This window comes from Deinococcus sedimenti, assembly GCF_014648135.1.
Lineage (GTDB): Bacteria > Deinococcota > Deinococci > Deinococcales > Deinococcaceae > Deinococcus > Deinococcus sedimenti.
This window is the reverse complement of sequence record NZ_BMQN01000003.1, coordinates 171,969-194,732: the sequence shown is the minus strand read 5'-3', so window position 1 is coordinate 194,732 and position 22,764 is coordinate 171,969. Positions and strand designations below refer to the sequence as shown.

General features: G+C 71.5%; 16 protein-coding genes. 9 read left to right on the top strand and 7 right to left on the bottom strand.

Translation table 11 applies throughout. The features are described 5' to 3' along the window. Window positions 1-119 precede the first annotated feature (119 nt). Window positions 120-878 (top strand): phosphate ABC transporter ATP-binding protein PstB, encoded by a 759-nt coding sequence (pstB, locus tag IEY69_RS10030; protein WP_189073020.1) that lies wholly within the window; start codon window positions 120-122, stop codon window positions 876-878. Window positions 879-1,012: 134 nt separating this feature from the next. Beyond that, entirely contained in the window at window positions 1,013-1,174 is a 162-nt protein-coding gene (locus IEY69_RS10025; protein WP_189073019.1) for a hypothetical protein, read from the top strand. Between the two features lie 13 nt (window positions 1,175-1,187). On the opposite strand, the gene IEY69_RS10020 is transcribed toward IEY69_RS10025, so the two are convergent. The 7 genes from IEY69_RS10020 to IEY69_RS09990 form a co-directional block, all read right to left on the bottom strand. After that, on the bottom strand, window positions 1,188-1,817 hold the full coding sequence (locus tag IEY69_RS10020; RefSeq protein ID WP_189073018.1) for a nucleoside/nucleotide kinase family protein: 630 nt from the start codon (window positions 1,815-1,817) through the stop codon (window positions 1,188-1,190). Window positions 1,818-2,082: 265 nt separating this feature from the next. Continuing rightward, window positions 2,083-7,350 carry an eCIS core domain-containing protein gene (locus tag IEY69_RS10015; protein ID WP_189073017.1) on the bottom strand — a complete coding sequence of 1,756 codons (5,268 nt, stop codon included), beginning with the start codon at window positions 7,348-7,350 and terminating at the stop codon, window positions 2,083-2,085. Window positions 7,351-7,402: 52 nt separating this feature from the next. After that, entirely contained in the window at window positions 7,403-7,999 is a 597-nt protein-coding gene (locus tag IEY69_RS10010; protein ID WP_189073016.1) for a phage tail protein, read from the bottom strand. Continuing rightward, window positions 7,996-8,160 (bottom strand): hypothetical protein, encoded by a 165-nt coding sequence (locus IEY69_RS10005; protein WP_189073015.1) that lies wholly within the window; start codon window positions 8,158-8,160, stop codon window positions 7,996-7,998. Before IEY69_RS10005 ends, IEY69_RS10010 begins: the two co-directional genes overlap by 4 nt. Further along, entirely contained in the window at window positions 8,157-8,552 is a 396-nt protein-coding gene (locus IEY69_RS10000; protein ID WP_189073014.1) for a hypothetical protein, read from the bottom strand. Before IEY69_RS10000 ends, IEY69_RS10005 begins: the two co-directional genes overlap by 4 nt. Before the next feature lie 116 nt (window positions 8,553-8,668). Continuing rightward, a complete protein-coding gene (locus tag IEY69_RS09995; protein WP_058979232.1) occupies window positions 8,669-9,127 on the bottom strand; it encodes a phage tail protein in 459 nt (152 codons plus the stop codon). 52 nt (window positions 9,128-9,179) lie between these two features. Further along, the gene (locus tag IEY69_RS09990) at window positions 9,180-10,799 is read right to left on the bottom strand and encodes a phage tail sheath family protein (RefSeq protein WP_189073013.1); all 1,620 of its coding nucleotides are present in this window, start codon (window positions 10,797-10,799) and stop codon (window positions 9,180-9,182) included. Window positions 10,800-11,101: 302 nt separating this feature from the next. Here IEY69_RS09990 and IEY69_RS09985 point away from each other — a divergent pair, with 302 nt between their 5' ends. Genes IEY69_RS09985 through IEY69_RS09955 form a run of 7 tightly spaced genes read left to right on the top strand, consistent with a single transcriptional unit; the run spans window position 11,102 to window position 22,738 of the window. Then, a complete protein-coding gene (locus IEY69_RS09985; protein ID WP_189073012.1) occupies window positions 11,102-11,935 on the top strand; it encodes a Pvc16 family protein in 834 nt (277 codons plus the stop codon). Then, on the top strand, window positions 11,932-12,345 hold the full coding sequence (locus IEY69_RS09980; protein WP_189073011.1) for a GPW/gp25 family protein: 414 nt from the start codon (window positions 11,932-11,934) through the stop codon (window positions 12,343-12,345). Before IEY69_RS09985 ends, IEY69_RS09980 begins: the two co-directional genes overlap by 4 nt. Before the next feature lie 21 nt (window positions 12,346-12,366). Then, on the top strand, window positions 12,367-14,436 hold the full coding sequence (locus tag IEY69_RS09975) for a putative baseplate assembly protein (RefSeq protein WP_189073010.1): 2,070 nt from the start codon (window positions 12,367-12,369) through the stop codon (window positions 14,434-14,436). Further along, complete coding sequence (locus IEY69_RS09970; RefSeq protein ID WP_189073009.1) at window positions 14,433-15,455, top strand: phage tail protein; 1,023 nt, start codon at window positions 14,433-14,435, stop codon at window positions 15,453-15,455. The genes IEY69_RS09975 and IEY69_RS09970 overlap by 4 nt, the downstream gene beginning before the upstream one ends. After that, complete coding sequence (locus tag IEY69_RS09965) at window positions 15,452-20,266, top strand: protein kinase domain-containing protein (protein ID WP_189073008.1); 4,815 nt, start codon at window positions 15,452-15,454, stop codon at window positions 20,264-20,266. The genes IEY69_RS09970 and IEY69_RS09965 overlap by 4 nt, the downstream gene beginning before the upstream one ends. 55 nt (window positions 20,267-20,321) lie before the next feature. After that, a complete protein-coding gene (locus tag IEY69_RS09960) occupies window positions 20,322-20,954 on the top strand; it encodes a CIS tube protein (protein WP_189073007.1) in 633 nt (210 codons plus the stop codon). Beyond that, window positions 20,951-22,738 (top strand): VgrG-related protein, encoded by a 1,788-nt coding sequence (locus tag IEY69_RS09955; RefSeq protein WP_189073006.1) that lies wholly within the window; start codon window positions 20,951-20,953, stop codon window positions 22,736-22,738. Before IEY69_RS09960 ends, IEY69_RS09955 begins: the two co-directional genes overlap by 4 nt. Window positions 22,739-22,764: the final 26 nt, after the last annotated feature.

Below are 22,764 nucleotides of genomic sequence, written 5' to 3'. Positions count from 1 at the left end.
CGTGGACCGACCGGAACGACACTGATCCGCCCACGCCGCGCGCGGCCCCCTGTCCACTTCCCCCCGCATCCGCTCGGGTTGAACAGCGTTCAACCGAAGTTACCGCAAGGAGTTCCCCGATGACCCCCATCCTCGACGCCCAGAACGTCAACATCTACTACGGCGAGAAGCAGGCCGTGAAGAACGTCAACCTCCGCGTGGAACGCGGCACCGTCAACGCCCTGATCGGCCCCAGCGGCTGCGGGAAGACCACCTTCCTGCGCGCCATCAACCGCATGCACGACCTCACGCCCGGCGCGCGCGTCGAGGGCACCATCCTGCTCGACGGCGAGGACGTGTACGGCAGCGGCGTCGACCCCGTCACCATGCGCCGCCGCGTGGGCATGGTCTTCCAGAAACCCAACCCCTTCCCGACCATGAGCGTCTTCGAGAACGTCGTCTCGGGCCTGAAACTCGCGGGGATGCGCGACCAGAAACGCCTGATGGAGATCGCCGAACGCTCCCTGCGCGGCGCGGCCCTCTGGGAGGAAGTCAAGGACCGCCTCAAGACCCCCGCGACCGGCCTGAGCGGCGGGCAGCAGCAGCGCCTGTGCATCGCCCGCGCGCTGGCCGTCGAACCCGAGATCCTGCTGATGGACGAACCCACCAGCGCCCTGGACCCCGCCAGCACCGCCAAGATCGAGGACCTGATGACCGACCTGAAAAAGGTCACGACCATCATCATCGTCACGCACAACATGCACCAGGCCGCCCGCGTCAGCGACACCACCAGCTTCTTCCTGAACGGCGACCTCGTCGAGCACGGCGTGACGGACCAGATCTTCACCGCGCCGCGCGACGAACGCACCGAGGCGTACGTCACCGGCCGCTTCGGCTGAACCGCCACCCACCCGGCGGGGCCTCACGAATGGATCAGGCCGCGCGTCCAGCATGAACGGCAGCTCAAGCTCCGGCCAGCCTCCGTGCGTCACCTGCGGCAACACACCCGACTCAGAGATGGAAGCATGGGGGCATGTCTGACCCTCACCAGCAGGCAAACCTCCAGCAGATCGAATGGCTGCTGGGGGCACTGGCCGAACGAGAGGCGCAGGATCTCCCGGTCCCGCTCCACCTGACCCCCGACCTCCCCCCCGTCCTCCCCGAACCTCAGGCCGACAGCGACGACCTCCACTGACCGACCGGTCCCCTCACCAGGTCAACCGGACCACCAGATCCGCGCGCCCGCCCGTCGCTTCGACCAGGCGGGCGTTCGCGTCATCCACCGCCGCCACCCACGCCCGCGCCGCCGCCGGATCCCGCCCGTGCGCCTCGTGCCGGGCCACCAGCTGCGCGCGGCGCCGCGCCTCGTCCGGCGCCAGGAACCACACCTCGTCCACCTGGGCCCGCGCCACCTGCCACGGCCCGTCCAGCAGCAGGTAATTGCCTTCGGTCACGACCAGGGGCACCTCCGGCGCCACCGGCAGGGCACTGCCGATACTCTCCTCCAGGTGACGGTCGAACCGCGGCGCGTACACCACGCCCTCACGGCGACGGACGCGCCCCAGCAGCGCCGCGTAGCCCTCCACGTCGAAGGTGTCGGGCGCACCCTTGCGCCCCGCCCGACCCAGGCGGCGCAACTCCTCGTTCGCCAGGTGAAAGCCGTCCATCGGCACCACCGCCACCTGATCGCCCAGCGCGTCAAGCAGCGCCGACGACAACGTGGATTTACCTGCTCCGGGGCTGCCGCACAGACCCAGGATCCGCCGCTCCCCCGGCACGATCAGCGCCCGTGCGCGCAGGACCAGCTCCGGCAGGGTCACGTCCACAGGTGCACTCATGCCCCCCAGCCTAGACTCCCGCAGCGCCGGGCTCAGGGGAAGTTGTCTGCCCTGGACCCACCCGCAGCGGTTTCCAGTTCCGCCCTGGGGCCAACGACACGCCCCTGGGCTCCACTGCCAGCCGCTGGTGTTGACGCCTTCTCGCCTCGCTCATTTCAGGTGTGCTGAGGCAATCCCTCAGCACACCTGAAAACCGCGGTAGAGCGCGGGGAGCCAGCTCAGCCGGGGTGACCCGGACTGGGGGCTCCCCGGCTGAGCTGGGCGGTCAGTTCAGCCGCCGCCACTCCTGACTGAGCTGTTCCCGCAGCCGCGCGTAGACCTCTCGCGCCACCTGATCGAGGTCCACTCCGGCCCGGGGCGCGGCCCGTCGGCCCACGGCCTGCTCGTCCGGTGAACGCCCGGCCGCTTTCGGCGGTGCGGCGGGCGCCGGTGCCGGCCGGTCGGTGGCTGCCGCGTGCCACAGAGGGGCCGGTGCGGCGGGCACCGGCGGCGGGGCCGCCACGACCTCCGGCCTGGAGGCGGGTCGGCTGGGCAGCGGAGCGTCCACCGGCAGGCTCACAGGAGCCGCCACCGGGGTAGGTGCACCGGCCCAGCCGGGCATCGGTTCCCACGGGGCCGGCAGTCCCGCCGCCCGGGGCGCTCCCGTCCTGTAGTGGTGCACGGCGTGCTCGGTGGCCAGCGCCACCCCCTCCTCGTCCGTGGCACTCACGGATCGGGGCGCGGCTGCGGGGACGAACAGCGGCTCGCGGGCGCGCCGGGCGTGCGTCACCTCGTGCGCCGCCAGGGCGAGGTCCGCGGGCCGGTCCAACGACAGGTCCGGCGGCAGGAACACGGTGTCGCCGACCGTCAGGCCGTCCGCGCGGGCCGCCCGCAGCGCCGCGTGAACTTCCGGGCGCCGCACCACGCGCACGTCAGCGACGCTGGTGCCCAGAACGTCCCGCAGGGCGGACTGTTCGCCGGGGGAGAAGGGAACCCCGTGCCCATCGGCGTTCAGTGCACGGTTCAGTGCATTCATGACCACGTCGGCCGCTGCGGGCGGGCCACTGACTGGTCCGGCCGGCCGCTGCGGCAGGCTCCGGCGGGGCGGACCGGGTACGGTGGGCTGGGCGCGGGCCGCATCCGGTCCGGGGCGCAGGCGGGCCGGCATCCACCCGTCGCCGGGCGCCCGCTGAACCGGGCTGTCCGTGGCTGGACGCCTCTGCTGGTCGCCGGGGGTGGCGCGTTGCCCTGCGCCGTCACCCCTGGCGACCGACCGGACCAGGGGCGTGCTGGTCGCCAGTTCGGTCACGTCCGGGCGGGCTGGTGTCGGCCGGACCGCCGCAGGAGGGAGTCGGTTCGCCGTGGGTGCCGCCGGTCCGGGCGATTCCCACGGGGCCGGTGCCGGGCCGGGCCGTTCGGTCGGTGCGGGCAGCGGGCGGACCTCTCTGCGCTCCGTTCCGCGGTCCGTCCAGACCTGCGGCGCGGCTGGCGCGAACTGGCCGGTGGTCGGCTGGTCCGCCCAGGCCCGCTCCGGACGGTGCGGCAACCCAGCGTTGACCACCGGCATGGAGACCGCGCGGCCGTCCCCACTGGGTGCCGTCGGCCAGACCGCCGGGGCCTCCGGGTCCAGCTGGACTGGAGCCTCTCCGGGCCGCCGGGCGCTGGTCATGGAGGGGCCGGTCACCTCGCCGGGCGCCCCGGGTTCAGTGAAGGGGACTCCGGACTCGGGCCGGTCCACCGGATGGACGGGGGCGGTCCACGGCGTACGCGCAGCGGCTGGACGTTCGGGGAACGCCCCCGGCGTACCAGTGGGACCGGCCGACTGAAGCTCCGGTCGGGTCGGGGCCGGCTGCCCGGTCCAGCGCGGCGGGTACCCCTGGGGCTGGACGGGCGGAGTGAGTTCCTGCGCCGCGCTGGTCCAGCCGAATGGGGGGGCGGTACCCGGACCCCCGACCGCGTGGTCCGGCGGAGGCAGGAGGGGACGGGGGACACCCAGGCCCGGGGCAGCGCGCCCAGTGGGGGCCGGAAGCGGCAGGTCCTGGGGTGCGGGTGCTGTGAACTCTGCCGGCCGGAGGGCAGGGGGGGACGCGGCGCGGCTGTCCTCTGGAGAGAACCAGGACGGCGTCGCCGGGGCGGAGGCGGACACCAGCGGAGCGGGCAGCCCTCCGGGAAGAGTGGTCCATTCGGAGGGGACGGTCTCCCGCTGCCTGGGCGCTGCAGGCTGGGGGTTCTGCGGCGGCTGAGGTGCCGGTGCGGGTGGAAACAGCGGCCCGGCGAGAGAGGGGGAGTCCGTGGTGGGTTCAGCAGACCGCTGCAGGGACGGCACTGCCGGTCGGAGGGGCGCGGGAAGGGCGGCGGCCGGCGCGCGGTCGGCCCCCCGCGCTGCAGGGCGCGTGACCGTCACGGGGCGGCCCGGTCCCTCAACGGGTGCAGGTGCCGGCACCGCCACCCGCGCCGCGGTCAGCGGTGGACGGGTGATGGGAGCGGAACCCAGCGGCGCGGCCTCCTGCGGGATCACCGGACGCCCGGCCGCGTCGGGAGTGAAGGACCGGACGGCCTCGAATGAGACAGGCCGCGCGGTGGGACCCTCGCTGGGGACGCGAATGGGCGTGGGAGGCGGGGCGGCGAACCGACCCTGATCCGGCGGGGCCGTCGGCGTGCTGACCTCGACCGGACGGAGCGCGCGGGACGCCACTGGCCTGCCGAGCGGCGTGTCGTCGACTGGCGCTGGCGCGCTGTCCAGGGGGCGGGGCGTATCGGACAGGCCCGCGACCTGATCGGCCCTCAGAGGTGCCGCGCTTCCCTGCGTGGGGGGCCGGTCGGGACCCTGTGATAGCAACCCGGTGGGGACGTCGCCTCCGGGCTGGCGCGGACCCCCGACGGGTTCGCGCGGGGACGCTGAGCTGAGCTCGGGCGTGCTCTCGTCCATGCGGGACGGTGCCACCTGCGCTGGCCTGAGCGGCCGCACCGCCGAGTGAACTTCGGGGGCTGGTCCAGCCTGCGGCGCATCGGGAGCCCAGAGCGGTCCGGTCGGGGTCTGTGGGGCCAGGGGATCGCCGGGCACCTGCAGGGTGGCCGGGACCCGGCCTTTCCCCGGGGGGCGGGGCGCCGGTCTGGAGGTGTCCACGGTCCGGTCCGGCGCCTGCTGAGGTCCGGGGCTCGGGTGTGGCCGCCCGGCCGGAGGAACTGGCCACGTGGGAGCCGGTGGGTAGGCGTCCGTCGTGCGCGCCGCCTGCACCGCGGTCGTCCGGTCCGACGTTGTCGGCCCCACGGTCGTCTGGCCGGCGGCCACCTGTCCGGCGGTCGGTGCGGCCTCGCGGGCGGGGTCCAGGGGAGCCGGGGCGACTGGTGCCGGACGGGCCATCCACGCAGGTTCGGGTGCTGTGAGCGGTTCGGCTGCCAGGTCCTGCGCGGTCGCGTGGCTGAGCCTGGGCTCGGCCGCGTCCGGTGTGACCGGCCCGGGGGTCGGCTGGGTGTCCGGCGCTGGGTCGGGGTGGGGCGCCGCGCGGATAGGAGACGGCGGTAAGCCCGGATCCGGGAGGGATGCGGGCCGGATCGGGGGCGAGGTCAGAGGGAACTGGGGAACGAACTCGGACCGCTCCGGGTCCGGGGGGGTCAGTGGCCGCGGGTGGTCCGTGAGCAGCCCGGCGGGAACCGGCACGTCGGGCCGCACCGACCGGTCCGGGTCCGGCGCCTCAGCGCGGGCGGGACGAGGGTGCTCTGACGTCGGCCCCCTGGGTTCGGCGGTCTGGGTGGGGGAGGGTGCAGACACGCTGCCCGGCAGGACGCCCCTTTCGTCGGAGGGGTCGGCGATGCCAGTGCGGGTGGCCGGGGCACGGCGGGGCGTTTCGGCAGGCAGGTCGGCCAGGAGCTCACCGCTGCGGCGCTCGGGGTCGGGAGCGGCCGGAGGCGCCGGGCTCACTGAGGCCGGAATGGCGGGGTGCGCGGTGGAGGTCGCCGGGCCTCGCTCGGGTTCCTCGTCTGCCTCGGCGGGCGTGCCGCGCGGTGACGCCGGTTCGCGCCCCTGGCCGCGGCTGCGCGCCTTGACCCGCGTGCTCGCCGGATTGACCGGCGGGGCGTCCAGTCGCGGTGTGCCGGGCGTGGCCGCGGCGGGCACAGGCGGGTCCGCGCTGACGTTCCGTTCCGGGTGGTGATCCTCCCATTGCTCCAGCTGTCGGAATGGAATGACGCTCGCGTCGGTCTCCCCGGCAGCTTCCAGTTCCGCGAAGCGGTTCAGGCGCGCCAGGATGTTCTGCGACACGTCGGCCGGGATGGGCGGCGCGACCTTGACTTCCTCGGGTTCCGGCGCGGGGGCCGGGGCGCGGGGCGCGACCGGCCTGGGCCGCCGGGGCAACCGCACTGGAATGTCGTTGTTGCCGCCGCGCAGCAGGGCCTCGAGTTCCTGCCGTTCCCGCGCCTGCGCTGCGCGCTGCGCTTCGGGTGACAGGTCCGCGGCCGGGCTCTCGGTCGGGGTCGCCGGTGCAGGGGCCTCCGGTGGGTCCTCCTGGGCTGAGCGGGGAGCAGGGGAAGCGTCGCCGGCCCCAGTGGGCGGGTCAAGCGGCACGGAGGCGCTCTGAACGGGCGGTGGCGGGGCAGTCGGCGCCGCCGCGCGCGATTCCGGTTCACTGTGCGCCTGGACAAGCCGTCCGGGGTCCGTCTGCCCGGGATCCACCTGAACTGGGCCCGTCTGCACCGTGTCCATCGGCACCGGGGCCGTGTTGGCCGGGCCGCTCTGCTGAGTCTCAGCCTGTACCGGCTCGGCCGACGGGGGGGCGGCCACCGGAGCGTCGGGGCGGGTGGTGGGACGTCCGGGCGCTCCCGGACTGTCGGCCGGGCGGGGGGATTCAGGGGGGCGGCCCGGGGCCGGGCTGTCCGGGGCGGGGGCGCCCAGGGTGACCGGGCCCTGGGTGGTGGCGGGCTCGGCCACTTCGGCCGGGGCGACATGGTCGGGGCGCGGGTCGGTGTCCGGCGCGGCGTTCAGGGCCAGCGCCTCCATGAAGGAGGCCGCCCGCAGGGGCCGGGGCGTCAGGTCCGCCGGGGCCGGGGTGAGTGCCGGGGACAGTGGGGGCAGCGTGGGCGGCGGTGTGTCCCGCAGGCCGGCAGCGAGCAGGGCCGCGTGGTCCCCGAACGGATCGGCGGGTTCCTCGGCCATCAGGACCGGGGCGGCCACAGTCGGCGGTGGCGCGGTGACGTCGGGGGTCCAGAGGGGCCCAGCCTGCTCGGCGCGGCCCCATTCGGCGGGCACGCCGGCTTCCTGGGTGGGCAGGGCGTAGCGGACCGCGTCGGCGGCCCGTGGGGCCGGGGAGGGCGCGGTGGGCGCCGACCCGTCCGGTGTGGGGAAGGCCGCGTCGGGACCGTGGGGCAGCGCGATCAGGCGGGCGGCGACGCGCCGCACGCGCGCGGTGGGCGCCGCGACGGGGGTGGGGGAGACCGGTGCGGTCAACGGCGTGCCCGCCACAGGCGGCCACGCGAATGGAGGCGCGTCACCCTGACGGGTGACGGCCATGCGCGAGGCGTTTTTCAGGCGGACGAGCCGCTCAGCAATGGAATCCACAGCACTCCTTTCAAAGGCAGCGGGAAGAGGGAAGGCGGGGGGTGTGTTCAGCCTACTGGCTGACCTGCAGGAAACCCGCGTGCGCGAGTTCCAGCGTCTCGACGGCCACCGCGTCGCCGTTCCCGGTGAACTGCGGGCCGCTCCACTTGACGGGGTACGCCTGCAGCAGCTCGAAGCGCGTGAGGACGGCGCCACTGGTCTGATACACGGTGACGGTGACGTTGCGGACGTCCAGGTAGCCCTGCACGATGTTCAGGTGCCACTGCAGCAGTTTCTGCCCAGCGACCACGCCGCGTTTGAGGGTCAGGTTGCCGACCTTGGACCGCACCGGCAGGCGCAGCACGCGGTCGTTCACGCCGCCCTCGATGAAGTCCATGGTCTCGGTCTCGATGGTCAGGCCGCTGACTTCGCTGAAGGCCGCCTGTTCCAGCCCGTCGATGGCGACGTGGTAGCGGTGGTTGGACAGCACCTGATGCGCCGCCTTCTGCGGGGTGGTGGGGATGGGCAGGCCGTAGCGGCGGGCGGCGGCCTCAACGCCGAGGTTGTGGGTGGCCTGCACGCCGCGGCTGTCCACGCGGACGCTGGCCTGGCCGGCGGGCGTGTCCGCGCGGGCGACGCCGCGGGCGGTGGCGGTGACGCGGGTACTCATGAGCGGCCCTCCCGGCGGGCGTGATCGAGCCGCAGGTCCTCGAGCATCAGGGCGTACACGCGGCGGGTGATCTCATCAAGGTCCGGCAGGGCCGGGCGGGGGGCGCGCGTGCCGACGGCAGCCTGCGCGTCCCGCCGGTCTGTGGGGGCGGGGCGGTTCATGCGCCCGCCAGGTCGAGTTCAAGCACCGCGCCGCAGTGCGGGCACTCGGTTTCCACGGTGTCCGGCAGGGCTGCGGCCGCCTGGGGGGCCGCGGCGAAGGGGGCTGGGGCGTGCCCGCTGTTCAGGTGGGCGTACAGCTGCTGCAGGTACGCGAAGTCCGCCGCCGGGAGTGCGGCCAGCACGTCCGGCGTGACTGGCATGAAGGGGCCCAGCCGGGTGGTGACGCGCGCGAGCAGCAGCAGCGGGTAGTAGGCTTCGTTGCGCTGCACGCGGGGATCGCCGAGCGGTTCGATCTCGTCGAGGGCGGTGGCGGGGCGCATGAGGCCCTGGCGGTGAAGGTGCCCGTCGGACGTGAGGAGTCCGACGGGCAGCATGAAGGGAAGTTCGTTCACGCTCGGTTACCCCCGAAGCTGGCCCCCGGTGCGGGGCGGGGCCAGTCGATGGACTGGAGGGGTCGGGTGCGGGAGGCGCGGGCCAGTCGGGCCGGGCCTCCCGCGCGGGGTCGGGGTCAGCCGCCGACGGGCACGCGCTTGTAGCCTTCGTGGGTGATGGTCAGTTCCTCGATGGCGACCTCGTTGCTCTTGGCGTCGTAGGTGGGGCCGTTGAGTTTGCTGGGCCAGGCGCGCTCGAAGGTCCAGGCGGCGACGGGTTCGCCCTTCTGGTTGTGCAGGGTGATGGTGCCGCTGCGGCGGGCTTCGTCCATCTTGCCTTCCTCGACCTGCTGGCGCCAGCCCCACATGTCCATGTCGTTGGTGATGCCGCGCTTGAGGACGATGTCGTTGTACTTCATGGTGCCGGGTTCGCGGATCAGCACGGCGCGGCCCTTCTCGTCGGTGGCGCGGTACTCGACGACCTGGCTCTCGCTGCCCAGGCCGGTGCATTCACGGAAGGCGCCGACGACCTTGTTGTCGAACTGGACGCTGAAGTAGGCGGCAACGAGCGGATCTTTGCGGGTGGGTGCGGTCATGGGGTACCTCCGGGGTCAGGGAAACGAGGGGACGGGGATGGGTCAGCGGGCGTTACTGCCCGCCACCGGCGTACTGGCTGAAGCGGAACACGATGAACTCGGCGGGTTTGACCGGCGCGAGGCCGATCTCGACCTGGAGCATGCCGCGGTCGCGGAGTTCGGCGGGGTTGAGTTCGCTGTCGCACTTGACGTAGAAGGCCTCGCGGGCGGTGTTGCCGAACAGCGCGCCGTCGCGCCAGACGCTGGTGAGGAAGGAGTTGATGTCGCGGCGGATACGGAACCACAGGTTCTCGTCGTTGGGTTCGAACACGGCCCACTGCGTGCCGCGCTCGATGCTCTTCTCGACGTAGTTGAACAGGCGCCGGACGGGCACGTAGCGCCACTGGGCGTTGCTGGACAGCGTCCGGGCGCCCCAGACGCGCACGCCCATGCCGGGGAACTCGCGGATGCAGTTCACGCCGATGGGGTTGAGGATGTCCTGCTCGCTCTTGGTGACCTGCAGGGCCGGCCCGAGAATGCCGCGCACGGTCTCGTTGGCGGGGGCCTTGTGCACGCCGCGCTCGACGTCGTTGCGGGCGTAGATCCCGGCCACGAAGCCGCTGGGGGGGACCATCATGGGGTTGCCGTCGGGCCCTTCGACCTTCACCCAGGGGTAGTACATGGCGGCGTAGCTGGTGTCGAAGTTGGTGTCGACGTTGCGCCACTTCACGACCTGCTGCGGGGTGAGGTCGGGCGGCGTGTCGAGCAGCGCGATGCGGTTGGCGTTGCGCTCGCAGTGGTCGATCAGGGCGCGCTGGACGCTCTTGACGCCGTCCTCGTTGATCATGCCCGCCTGGTAGGCGCTCATGAGGTCAGGCACGGCGATCATGCTGACTTCCTCGGCGATTTCGAGGCTCTCGATGCCGCTGCGGCCGTCGACGCTGCCCACGAAGTCCTGCCCGCGCAGTTCGCGGCCCTGTTCGATGACGTTGCTGTCGGCCTGCAGGACGTACGCGCCGGGTTCGGGGGCGCGCTCGACGAGGGGGCCGGCGCTGCTGGTCTCCTCGATGGTGATCAGGGTGCTTTCCTTGTTCACGACCTCGGCGACGCTGCGGGCGTGTTTCTTGCCCATGCTGACGTTGGGGAAGGTCTCGGTCAGGTCGTTGCGGGTGACCTTGAGGGTGAACAGGCCGTCGCTGCCTTCCTCGGGGTCGGTCTTGCCGTCCTTACCCTTGGGGGCGTCGCCGGGCTTGATGGGGTCGGCGGGCAGCACCTCGATCTGGATGTCGCTCTGGCGGCCGTCGCGGGCGGCGATGCTGAGGCTGGGCACGGCCTTGCTGGCGCGGCTGGGCAGCTGCAGGGGGCGGGCGGCTTCGACGGTGCGTTTGGCCTGGGTGGCCTGGGCGGGGACGAGGCGCACGACGTAGCAGCGGGTGCCGCCGTTGTTGAAATACGCGTAGACGCTCTGGGCGAGGTACGCGCCGTCCATGAAGGGGTTCTTGTCGCCGCGGGCGTCGGTGGTGCCGAAGGTTTCTTTGAACTGTTGCCAGTTGGCCACGAACACGGGGGTGTTGGCGGGGCCGCTGGGGGCGAAGCCGACGAACGCGGCGGTGGTGGTGCTGATGCCCTCGATGGGCCGGGGTCCACTCTGGGTTTCTTCGATGTAGACGCCTGGGGATAGGTATTCAGCCATGGGTTCCTCCGGTGAAATGGCAGCGATTGACGACACCCGCGGCTGGCGAGGGTGGGCGTTGAGCACTGAGGCGCCTAGGCTTCCAGAACTGACCGGCCGTGTAAACCGCATGTGAGCAGACGCGGGCGGGGTTGTGTTCCTATACTGACCAGTCACACAGTTGTTCCCGAGGTTGAAACTTTGAAGAATATCCCTCTGCAACGCCATTTTCGAGTGAAAAACCTCGCATTGCCCCCGGTGGTGGTCCCGGTGGGGGAGGCCTCATCACCTGAAAATCTGTCTAGACATGAAGGCGGGCGGGCATGATCGCCGACATCCAACAGGGCCTGCGGGACCTGATCTACACCGAAGCGCAGCTGCCCCGCGACGCCATCGACATCCGCTTCGCTGCCCCCACGGGCAGCTGGGTCAGCAGCCTCACCCGACCCACCCTGAACCTCTTCCTGCACGACCTGCGCGAGAACACCGGCCTGCGCTCCATGGAATTCAGCCACGCCCCCAGCCCGGGCGGCGTGCAGCGCCAGCTCGCCCCCCGCCGCATGGACCTGCGCTTCCTCGTCACCGTGTTCTTCAAGGCGCAGCTCGACGAACTGGGCCGCGACGAGTGGAACGTCCTGTGGCGCGTCCTGGCCGCCCTGCTGCGCCAGGACGAATGGGACGCCCACTACCTGCCCGAGGAGGCGCGGCGCCTGAACCTGGGCGTGCTGGGCAGCGTCACCCAGGGCGACACCCCCCAGGCGGTGTTCTCCAGCCTGGGCCTGAGCCTGCGCCCCCACCTGCAATACACCGTGACCGTCCCGCTGGACCTGAACGTCACCAGCTTCGCGCCGCTGGTCCTCGAACGCGACCTTGCCGTGCGTGGCGGCCCCACCCGCGACGCCCCGCTGATCGGCCAGCGCCGCCGCAGCTCCTGGCAGCTGCGCGCCCCCGACGGCCGCCCCCTGGCCGACGCACTCGTGCGCAGCGACAGCGGCGCGCGCGGCTACACCGACCCCACCGGCACCGTGCACCTCGACGCGCCCCGCGAGGCCGTGGGCACGCTGCACGTCCTGACCCTCGACGGCGAAACCCACACCCTCATCCCCCACACCGAGCAGGCCCAGCTGACCCTGGACACCCCCGGAGGCCCCGCATGACCCGCCCCCTCACCCGCCCCCCGATCCGGGACGTGCTCGGCACCGGACTGGCCTTCCCGCTGGGCGTCAACGCCCGCGGGCAGCTGGGCATGGTCAGCGGCGAACGCGCCGTCGCGCAGGCCATCATGACCCTCCTGATGACCGCGCCCGGACAGCGCGTCATGCGACCCGAATACGGCTGCCGCATCCACGACCTGGTGTTCGCACCCGGCGACGCCACCACCCTGGGCCTGGCGTCCTACTACGTCGACGAGGCCATCCGCCGCTGGGAACCCCGCGTGACCGTCGAACGCGTCCAGGCGCGCCTGGACCCCGCCGACCCCGGGCGGATCATCGTGGACCTGCGCTACCAGCTGCGCAACACGCCCGAACCCCGCTCGCTGATCTTCCCCTTCTACCGCGCCCCCTGACCCCCCCCCGGAGACCCCACCGTGCCGCTACCCACCGTGAACCTCGACGACCGCCGCTTCGACGACATCCTCGAAGAAGCCCGCCGCCTGATCCCGCAGTTCTGCCCCGAATGGACCGACCACAACCCCAGCGACCCCGGCATGGCCATCCTGGAGGTGTTCGCCTGGATGACCGACCTGCTGCTGTACCGCGTGAACCAGGTGCCCGATAAACTGCTGATCGCGTTCCTGGACCTGATCGGCGTGCAGCTCGCCCCGCCCCGCGCCGCGCAGGCGCCCGTCACGTTCTACCTGTCCGCCCCGCAGGAGACCGCGCTGGCCATCAACGTCGGCACCGAGGTCGCCACGCTGCGCACCGAGGTGAACGAGGCCACCGTGTTCTCCACCGAACGCGGCGGCGTGATCCGCCCCCCGGTCCTGACCGGGCTGTACACCGCCAACACCCTCGCGCAGGTGCGCGGCGACGCGGACGACACGCGTGGCGTCCGGCACGACCTCGCGCAGCTGGGCCTGCCCGGCTACCGATTCCCGATCTTCCAGCCGCAACCGCAACCCGGCGACGCGCTGTTCGTGCAGCTGGAAGGCGACCACAGCGACCACGTCCTGGCGCTGCACTTCGGCGTGGAACTCGCCGGGGGCGCCGGCGTGAACCCCAACCACCCCCCCTACGTGTGGGAGGCGTGGCAGGGCGGCGTGAGCCGCTGGGCGCAGTGCGAGACCGAGTACGACGGCACGCAGGCCTTCAACGTGTCCGGCGAGCTGATCCTGCGCCTGCCCACCCTGCGCGAGGGCACCTTCTTCGAGCAGCGCGGCTACTGGCTGCGCTGCCGCCTGACCAACGAGCAGATGCACGCCGGGTACCGCGTCAGCCCCGACCTGGAAACCCTGCGCGTGGACGCGCGCGGCGTCACCGTACCCGCCCGGCACGCCACCGTCGTGAAGAACGAACTGCTCGGCCAGAGCGACGGCACGCCCGGCCAGCGCTTCACTCTGCTGAACGGCCCGGTCCTGCACCTTGACCCGGACCGCGACCTGATCGAGGTCCTCACCCCCGAGGGCGACCGCACCCTGTTCACGCCCGTCACGGACTTCAGCCTGTCCTCGCCACTGGACCCGCACTTCACGTTCGACACCGCCACCCGCGAGGTCGCCTTCGGCCCCAGCGTCCTGCAACCCGACGGCAGCGTGTACCGCTTCGGCCTGACCCCCGCCCAGGGGGCCACGATCCGCATGACCCGCTACCAGTACGGCGGCGGCGCCATCGGCAACGTCCCGGCCCGCAGCCTCAGCGTCCTGAAGAGCAGCCTGCCGTACGTGGCGCGCGTCACCAACCACGCCCCCGCCGTGGGCGGCCGCAACGCCCAGCAGCTCGAGGACGCCGTGCAGCGCGTCCCACAGCTGCTGCGCACCCGCACCCGCGCCGTCACCGCCGACGACTACGAACACCTCGCCGCGCAGGTCCCCGGTGTCGCCCGCGCCCGCTGCGTCACCCCGAACATGCACGCGCCCGGCCAGACGTACCCCGGGCAGATCCGCGCGCTGCACGTGCCGCCCGGGCAGGTCACGGTCGCCCTGCTGCCCGAGGTGCGCCTCGACGACCCCGGCGTGGACGTGGACCCCCTGACCCCGGGCCGGGTCGCGCCGGAACGCCTGACCCTCAGCGCCGAACTGCGCGGCGCCGTGCAGGAGGAACTCGACCTGCGCCGCCCGGTCGGCACCACCCTGGACCTGCGCGCCCCGCAGTACGTGTGGGTCAGCGTCACCGCCACCGTCCGCGCCGCGCACGCCGCCAGCCGCCCCGCCCGCGAGGACGTCCGCCGCCGCGCCCTGCACGCCCTGTACACCTACCTCAACCCCTACACCGGCGGACCCGACGGACGCGGCTGGCCCTTCGGCCGCACCCTGACCCTCAGCGAACTGTACGGCCTGCTGCGCGCCGTGCCGGACCTGGAAGTCGTCGAGGACGTGCAGGTCATCCTGACCGAACCCGGCCAGCCCGAAACGCGCGAGGTCGTCACCGGCAGCCTCCCCATGCCCCCCCAGGCGCTGATCGTCAGCGACGTCCACCACGTCCGGGTGGAACAGGGATGAGCGCGTCGCTCCAGGTGCGCCGGGGCGGTGAGGTCCTGCGGGTCCTGCCGCTGGCCCGCGCGCTGTCCATCGGGCGCACGCCCGACAACGGCCTGCCGCTGCGGGACCCCTCAGTCGCCATCCGCCACGCCGAGATCAGCGCCGAGGGCGGCGCGCTGCTCCTGACGCACCTCGCGGGTGGTGAACACGTCACGTTCGTGAACGGTCACCGCCTCGCCCCGAACGAACCGCGCCGCCTGGAACCCGGCGACGAGATCCAGATCGGTCCGTTCACGCTGGCGTTCCTGACCGCCGCGCCCGAGGACCGCCCCGCCCCCACCCCCGCCGGCCGCGTGCGGGAACAGGGTGACTTGGCCGCCCGGCCCGCCCGCGCGCCGCTTCCTACCTTCCCGCCCGAAACGCCGGCGCGCGGCACCCTGGCGCTGTACACCGAGTACCTCCCGCCGTTCTTTCAGGAGTCCGAGTTCCTGTCGCGCTACCTGAAGATCTTCGAGGCGATCTGGGAGCCCCTGCAGCGCCGCCAGGACAGCGTGGACATGATCTTCGACCCGCGGGTCGCGCCGCCGCGCGTCCTGGCGTGGATGGCCGCGTGGCTGGGCGTGCCCCTGGACCCCCACTGGCCCGAGGCGCGGCAGCGCGCGTGGCTGCGCGAGGCCGTCACCCTGTACCGCTGGCGCGGCACGCGGTACGGCCTGAGCCGCGCCTTGGAGACCGTGTACGGCCTGAGCCCGGTCCTGCGCGAGGACAGCGCCCAGCCTCACACCCTGATCGTGCGCCTGCTCGACCCGCCCGACGGGGACGACACCGCCAGCCGCGAGGCCGTCACCGCGTTCATCCACGCACACGCGCCCGCGCACACCCGCGTGGACGTCGAGTGGGTCGGCGCGGACGCCGCCCGCCCCGCCCCACCCGCTCCGGCCGACGCGGCCCCACCCCCTGAACCCGAGCCGGTCAATGCGCAGCCCCCGGCCCAGCAGCCACCCGCCCCGCCCATCACCCCCGACGGACCCACCGCATGACCGACACCAAGATCTTCCACCACTACCAGCTGACCCGCCCCCTGGGCGGCGACTGGCTGGGCGCCGTGCACGTCGCCACCGACCTCGACGAGGGCCGCGAGGTCGCCCTGCGCGTCCTCGACGAGACCACCAGCGGCCAGTCGTTCATCCTGATGCAGCTTGAGCGGCTGCTGCTGCGTGTCAGCACGCTGAAACACGCGCACCTGCTGCCCACCGGGGAACTCCAGACCCGCGCCGGACGCGCCTTCTACGCCATGGACCTCGGCCGCGCCGGCAGTGCCCGCGCGCTGCTGCAGGCCCAGGCGAAAGAGTCGCGGCCCCTGCCGCTCGTCACGGCGGTGGAACTCGTGCGGCAGGCCGCCGCCGGGCTCGCGCACGCGCACGCGCACGGCCTGATGCACGGCAACCTGAAACCCGAGAACCTGATCCTCCAGCCGGGCCGCGCCCTGCTCGGCCACGCCGGGTACGTCACGCAACTGTCGGACTTCGGCCTGGCGGAACTGCGCGCCGGAAGTTACGGCACGCACGACCGCGCCGTCGTGAACGCCCTGGCGTACATGAGCCCCGAGCAGTGCCGGGGCGTGCGCAACGAACTGCGCACCGACCTGTACGCCCTGGGCCTCGTGCTGTACGAACTGCTGACCGGAATGGTGCCGTTCGACATCCGCGACGCGACCGACGCGCTGGAAAAACACCAGCATGTCGCGCCCCGCCAGCCCAGCGCCCTGCGCCCCGAACTGCCCGAGGCACTGGAAGAGGTGATCCTCACCTGCCTCGCCAAGGACCCCGAGGACCGCTACCCCGACGCCGCCGCCCTGGAAGCCGCGCTGCAGGGCATCCTGAACACCCTGATGCCCGGCGGGCCGGAACCCACCGTGCGCCTCAGCGCCCTGCCGTTCCTGCCGCCCCCACCCCCGCTGGACGGCGTGACGCCCGGCGCGGACCTGAACCTGCTGATCTTCAGCGAACGGCACGAACTGCTGCGCACCCTGCCCGTCACGCAGGACACCCTGACCGTGGGCCGCGCGCACAGCAACAGCGTCGTGCTGGAACACGCCGGGGTCAGCCGCCACCACCTGAACGTCAGCTTCCAGGCCGGGCAGGCCAGCGTGACCGAACTGACCGCCACGAACGGCGCCGTCATGGACGGCCTGCCCCTGACGCCCATGACCCCATTGCGTTGGCCCGAGCGCACGCCGCTGTACCTGCGGCCCTACTGGCTGGTGCTCGTCCCGCCCCGCCGCGCGCCCACCCGCGCCCGGATCGTGGTCACGCCCGACGTGGACCGCCTGACCCTCACGCCCGGCCGCCCCGCGCAACTGCACCTGAACCTCGCCAACACCGGCGTGACCGTGGACCACTTCCGCCTGACCCTGGACGGTATTCCCGAGGAGTGGGTGCTCGACGCGCACCAGGAGGTGCAGCTGAACCCCGGCACGCAGGGCAGCGCCACCCTGACCGTGCAGGCGCCCCGCGACAGCCGCGCCCGCGCCGGAACCTACGACGTCACCGTCGTCGCCCGCTCCCGCGAGAACCCCGAGGAGACCGGCACGGCCCCGCTGAAGGTCGTCGTCACGCCGTTCCACGAGACGGTCGCCACGCTGCTGCCCCCCACCCGCCGCACCTGGCGGCACACCACCTACACCCTGAAACTGGAGAACAAGGGCAACACGGACCTGGTCCTCGCGCCCATCCTGCGGGACAACGAGGGCGAGGTGCACGTCCTGCCCAGACTGCAGGACCTCGTGCAGCTGCCGCAGGCGCCCAACGCCGCCGGGCACGTCGTGAACCCCGAACAGCTCGCCCGCGAGGCCGCCCGGCAGGCCGCGATGGAGGCCCGCAACGCCGCCACGAGCACCGCCCGCCGCATCCTGATGGGCCAGGGCCGCATCCGCGTGACCGACATGCCCGCCCGCGTCACCCTCGCCGCCGGAGCGCGCAGCGAGGACACCATCAAGGTCCGCGTGCCGCTGCGCTGGTTCGGCAGCCCCAGCCAGCACACCCTGCAGGTGAACGTCCAGCCCGTCAACGAACAGAACGAGATCGAGGACCGCGTCGTCACCAGCGCCGAGGGCCAACTGCACCACCTCCCCCTGATTCCGCTGTGGCTGCTGCCGATCCTGATCCTGCTGCTGGGCGTCCTGATCTGGTGGCTGACCCGCCCCCCGCAGATCACGCAGTTCGACCTCTCCGGCAGCGACACCGTCGTCGCGCCCGGACAGCCCTTCACACTGCGCTGGGACACCAGCAACGCCCGCAACGTCAGCATCCTCGAACTCGGCGGGACCGGCCAGAACCTCAGCCGGGACGGCCAGCTGAAGGTCAACGGCATCCAGAAGGATCAGAAGTACACCCTGGTCGCCCGCTCGCTGCTCGGGCGGCGCGTGGAACGCTCGCAGGTCGTGCAGGCCCGCTTCGAACGGCCCGTCATCGAACAGTTCGACGTGACGCCCGCCCGCGTGTCCGGCAACCAGCCCGTGACCGTCACGTGGCGCGTGAAGAACGCCGCGCAGGTCAGCATCAGCGAACTCGGCAAGGTGGGCGCCAGCGGCACCCGCAAATTCATCCCGAACAAGGACACCACCTTCACCCTCAACGCGCAGAACGGCAGCGAACGCGAAAGCGACCAGCGCACCGTCAGCGTCCTCGGGCCTGAGGTCAAGGAATTCAAACTCACCCCACCCAGGGTCAAGAAGGGCGAGAGCGCCGTCCTCTCCTGGAACGTCATGAACGCCACCCAGGTCAGCATCGACGGCCTGGGCACCGTCGCCGCCAGCGGCAAGCGCACCGTCACCCCCCGCGACGAGGGCAACGCCACCTACGTCATCACCGCCACCGGCGCCGGCGGCCTGACCAAGAGTGCCAACATCCGCCTGGAACTCGTGACGCCCAAACCCGAATTCACGCAGTTCGAGGTGACCCCCAACCCCGTCGACAGCGACCAGCAGTTCAAGATCAGCTGGAAGACGAAAAACGCCACGGCCGTCAGCGTCCAGTACGGCGAGGGCACCGAGGAGAGCGGGCCCGTCGGCGAAACCATCAAGGAAGCCCCGGTGCTCAGCACCAGCATCACCCTGACCGCCCGCAACGACGCCGGGGAACAGGTCTCGGTCAGTCAGCAGCTGAACGTCAACCTGATCGACGAGGGCGCCAAGGCCGCCGCCGCCGCCGCCGCTGAGGCGGCCCGGCAGGCCAAGGCGCAGGAAAAAGCCGAACAGGAGCAGGAGCAGGCCAACATCAAGAAGATCATCTTCACCGCCACGCCCGAGCGCATCACCGGTCAGGGCGACGTGACCCTGAACTGGGACGCGCCCGGCTGGCAGAACGTCACCATCCTGCCCCTGACCGGGCCGCTTCCCAACGGCCGATTCGACGGTAACGGAACGAAGATCATCGAGAAGGTCAACACCACCCGCGTGTACACCCTGATGCTGCGCCTGCGCGACGGCAAGACCATCAAGCGCTTCGCGAAGGTCACCGTCACGCCCCTGCCCGTGAAGATCAACTCCTTCACCCTGAGCCAGACGCAGCTCAGCGCGCCCGGCACCGTCACGCTGACCTGGGACGTCGCGAACGCCCAGAGCGTCCGCCTGGCCGGACTGAAGGGGCCCCTCGCGAACGGTCAGTGGCCCGCCAGGGGCAGCACCCCCGTGCCGGTCGGCGCGACGCGCACCTTCACCCTGACCGCCGGGAATCAGGTGCAGCAGCAGACCGTGAAAGTGACCCTGCCGCCCGCAACCGTGCAGTCGTTCACGCTGAGCCCCACGCAGATCACCGGGAAGGGCGTCGTGGTGCTGACCTGGAAGGTGCAGAACGCTGCGGCTGTCCGGATCGACGGCGTGAAAGGCCCGAACCGCGACGGCAGCTGGCCCGCGCAGGGGCAGACCCCCGTCCCGGTGAGTGCCACGCGCACGTTCGTGCTGCGCGCCGGAACCGCGAAAGCCACCCAGACGGTCACCGTGACCGCCGCGCCCACCCCGCAGATCACGGGCTTCACCGCCACGCCCAGCACCCTCAGCGCCCCGGGTCCCGTCGCCCTCACCTGGAGCGCGCAGAACACCAGCGCGGTCCGCCTGAGTGGCCCGGCCGGCGCGATCGGCACCACGCACCCCGCCACCGGCCAGATCCGCGTGCAGGTCACGAAAACCGGCACCTACACCGTCACGGCCGGTGGCCAGAGCCGCAAGGTGACCGTCACCGTGAAAACCCCGGCGGCCACCGTCACCCCGACCCCACCGCAGGGGTCCGTCCCGGAATCCAGCCCCCAGGGCCCGACCGTCACCACCTTCAGAGCCAGTAAATATTCGATCGTGGCTGGCGACAGCGTCACCATCTACTGGTTCACCGTCAATGCCAAGGTGGTCCGCATCGACGGCATTCCCGGCGACCTGCCCCCCAAGGGTCAGATCACCATCCAGCCCAACCAGACGCAGACGTACACCCTGACCGCCGACGGCAAGCCCTACCGGACGCCCGTCACCGTCCGCGTGCGCGACGGTGGGGACGCCAGCTACACCGACCTGAGCGGCACCTGGACCCACCCCTTCGGTGTGGTCACCATGACCGTCACCGGGAAGACCGGCACCGGGACCTTCAGCAGCAGCCGGTCCAGCGTCCCCAGCGTGCCCATCAACCTGTACTTCAACGGCGAGACTGTCACCGCCACCTCACCCCAGAACCCGGACTTCAGTTTCGTGGCGTCCCTGCGCGCCGGTCGCAAGGCCATGCTGGGCACGTACACCCTCAAGGGCGAACAGGAACGCTGGTGCATGTTCCGTCCCGGCACGCCCCGGCCCAGCGAGTGCCGGTAACGGCATCACCCGACTTCGTGCCCCGCCCGATCCTCAGTCCCCAAGGAGTCCTCACATGTCAACCCAACCCGGTCAGGCCTCGGAAAACCGCTACTCGAAAGCGCAGATCGTCACCCTGGACGCTCAGGGCCAGCAGATGGGCCAGCCGATCGTGTGCATGTTCAACCCGCGCGAGTACGCCATCAGTCGCTCGGTCAACTGGAAAACCCAGAGCAACGACAACAACAACAGCGGCAACAAGGTGTACCTCGGCGGTTCACCCGCCAAGCTGTCCCTGGAGCTGTTCTTCGACACGTACGCGCACCGTCAGTCGTCCAGCGTCGTGGAGGACGTCCGCACGCTGACCTCGCGTCTGTGGGCCCTGAGTGAAATGCCCGGCAATGACGAGCGCAAAGGCAAAGGCGTTCAGAAACCCAAGCCAGCCACCGTCCTGTTCCAGTGGGGTCAGACCTGGCACTTCGCGGCGGTCATCACGGACATCGAGCAGCAATTCACGCTGTTCATGCCCGACGGCACCCCCGTCCGCTCAGTCCTGAAAACCACCTTCGAGCAGGCGGACACGCGCACCTCCGCTGAGGGCGGCGCTCTGAAGGCGTTCCATATCAGCGAGGGCATTCGCCGCCTGGCGTCGCAGAAGGGCTTCATCGGGGACCTGAGGCGCCCATCGTACGGTAAAGGTCAGTTATGACCCGCGTTCAACGCGACGCGCTGGAAGGCGCCGTCAGCACCCTGTACCTGAACCTCAACGGGCGCGACATGCCCGAAGAGCAGTTCCGGATGATCGACGAGATCACCGTGGACAGCAGCCTGCAACTACCAGACGTGGCGAGCATCACGCTCCGCGACCCGGAAGGGGAACTGGTGGACGACACCACCTACAAGCTGGGCGCGCGCATCAAGGTCATCGCGCAGGTCAGAGGGAACAAGGAAACGGTGTTCGACGGCGAAATCGTGGAGATCGAACCCCGATTCTCGCAGGGGACGCAGCAGCTGCGACTGCGCGCGTTCGACCGCCTGCACCGCCTGTCGCGCGGCACGCACACGAAGTCGTACCAGAACGTCAGCGACATGGACCTCGTGAAGAAGATCGCGGGCGAAGTCGGGCTGACCGCGAAGACCGGCAGCGCCAGCATCGTCCACGCCTACGTGCTGCAGCACAACCAGTCGCACCTCGCGTTCCTGCGTGAACGGGCCGCGCGCCTGGGGTACATCCTGTTCGTGGACGGCACCACCCTGCACTGCGAACCCGTGCGCGGGCAGGACCCCATCACGCTGACGTGGGGCGACAACCTGAGTGAGTTCCTGCCGCGCCTGAGCAGCCTGAACCAGACGAGCGGCAGTACCGTGCGGTCCTGGGACCCCAAGCAGAAACGCGCGGTGAGCAGCGAGAAGCAGAGCGGCGAAGGGAAAGCGAAGGTGGAGGAGGAGACCCGCAGCGAGCAGGTGGCGCAGCAGGCGTTCAGCATGAAGGCCTCCGCCACCAGCAGCGCCCTGATCGTCCGCGACCAGGGCTACGCCGACGCGATCGCGCAGGCGCAGCGCAACCGCGTCGCCGAAGGGTTGCTGGAGGCGCGCGGGCACGCGGCCGGGTACCCGCGCCTGACGGCCGGGACGCAGCTGGACATCCGGAACGTCGGGCAGCGGTTCAGCGGGTCGTACGTGGCCAGCAGCGTGCGGCACGTGTACCGCAACGGCGAGGGCTACAGCACCGAGTTCGCCGTGACCGGCAGCCACCCGGATTCCCTGGCGGGCATGATCCGGCAGGCGACCGGCGGGGCGGGCGGCAGTGCCGGCGGCGCGTTCACGCCGGCCCCGGGCCTGATGATTGGCATCGTCACGAACAACGACGACCCGGACAACCAGGGCCGCGTAAAACTCAAACTCCCCGCGCTGACCGAGGACGACGAGACCGACTGGGCGCGCGTCGTGAACCTCGGCGGCGGCCCGGGGCGCGGGTCGCAGCACACGCCGGAAGTGAACGACGAGGTGCTCGTCGGCTTCGAGCACGGCGACATCCACCACCCGTACGTGATCGGCGGCCTGTGGAACGGCACGGACGCCCCACCACGCCCCACCGGGAAGGTCATCAAGAACGGCAAGGTCATCCAACGGGTCTACCGCACCCGCCTGGGGCACGAATTCATCTACGACGACCCGGAAGATCCCGATCCGCCCAAGATCACCCTGCAGAGCAGCAAGGGGCACGCCATCGAACTGAACGACGACAAGAAGAAACCCTTCGCGGAGTACCGCACCAAGGCCGGGCACCGCCTGACGCTCATGGACGACCCGAAGGGTCCGTTCGTGGTCCTGCGGGACAAGAACGGCAACGAGGTGAAACTGGACAGCAAGAGCAACACGCTGACCATCACCAGCACCGGGCGGCTGGAACTCAAGGCCACGCGCGGCATCCGCATCGACGGGGGCGGCGGCAACGTGGACGTGAAGGGCGTCCTGATCAATCTCAACTGACCGTCCTCTTCCCGTCCATGCCAGGA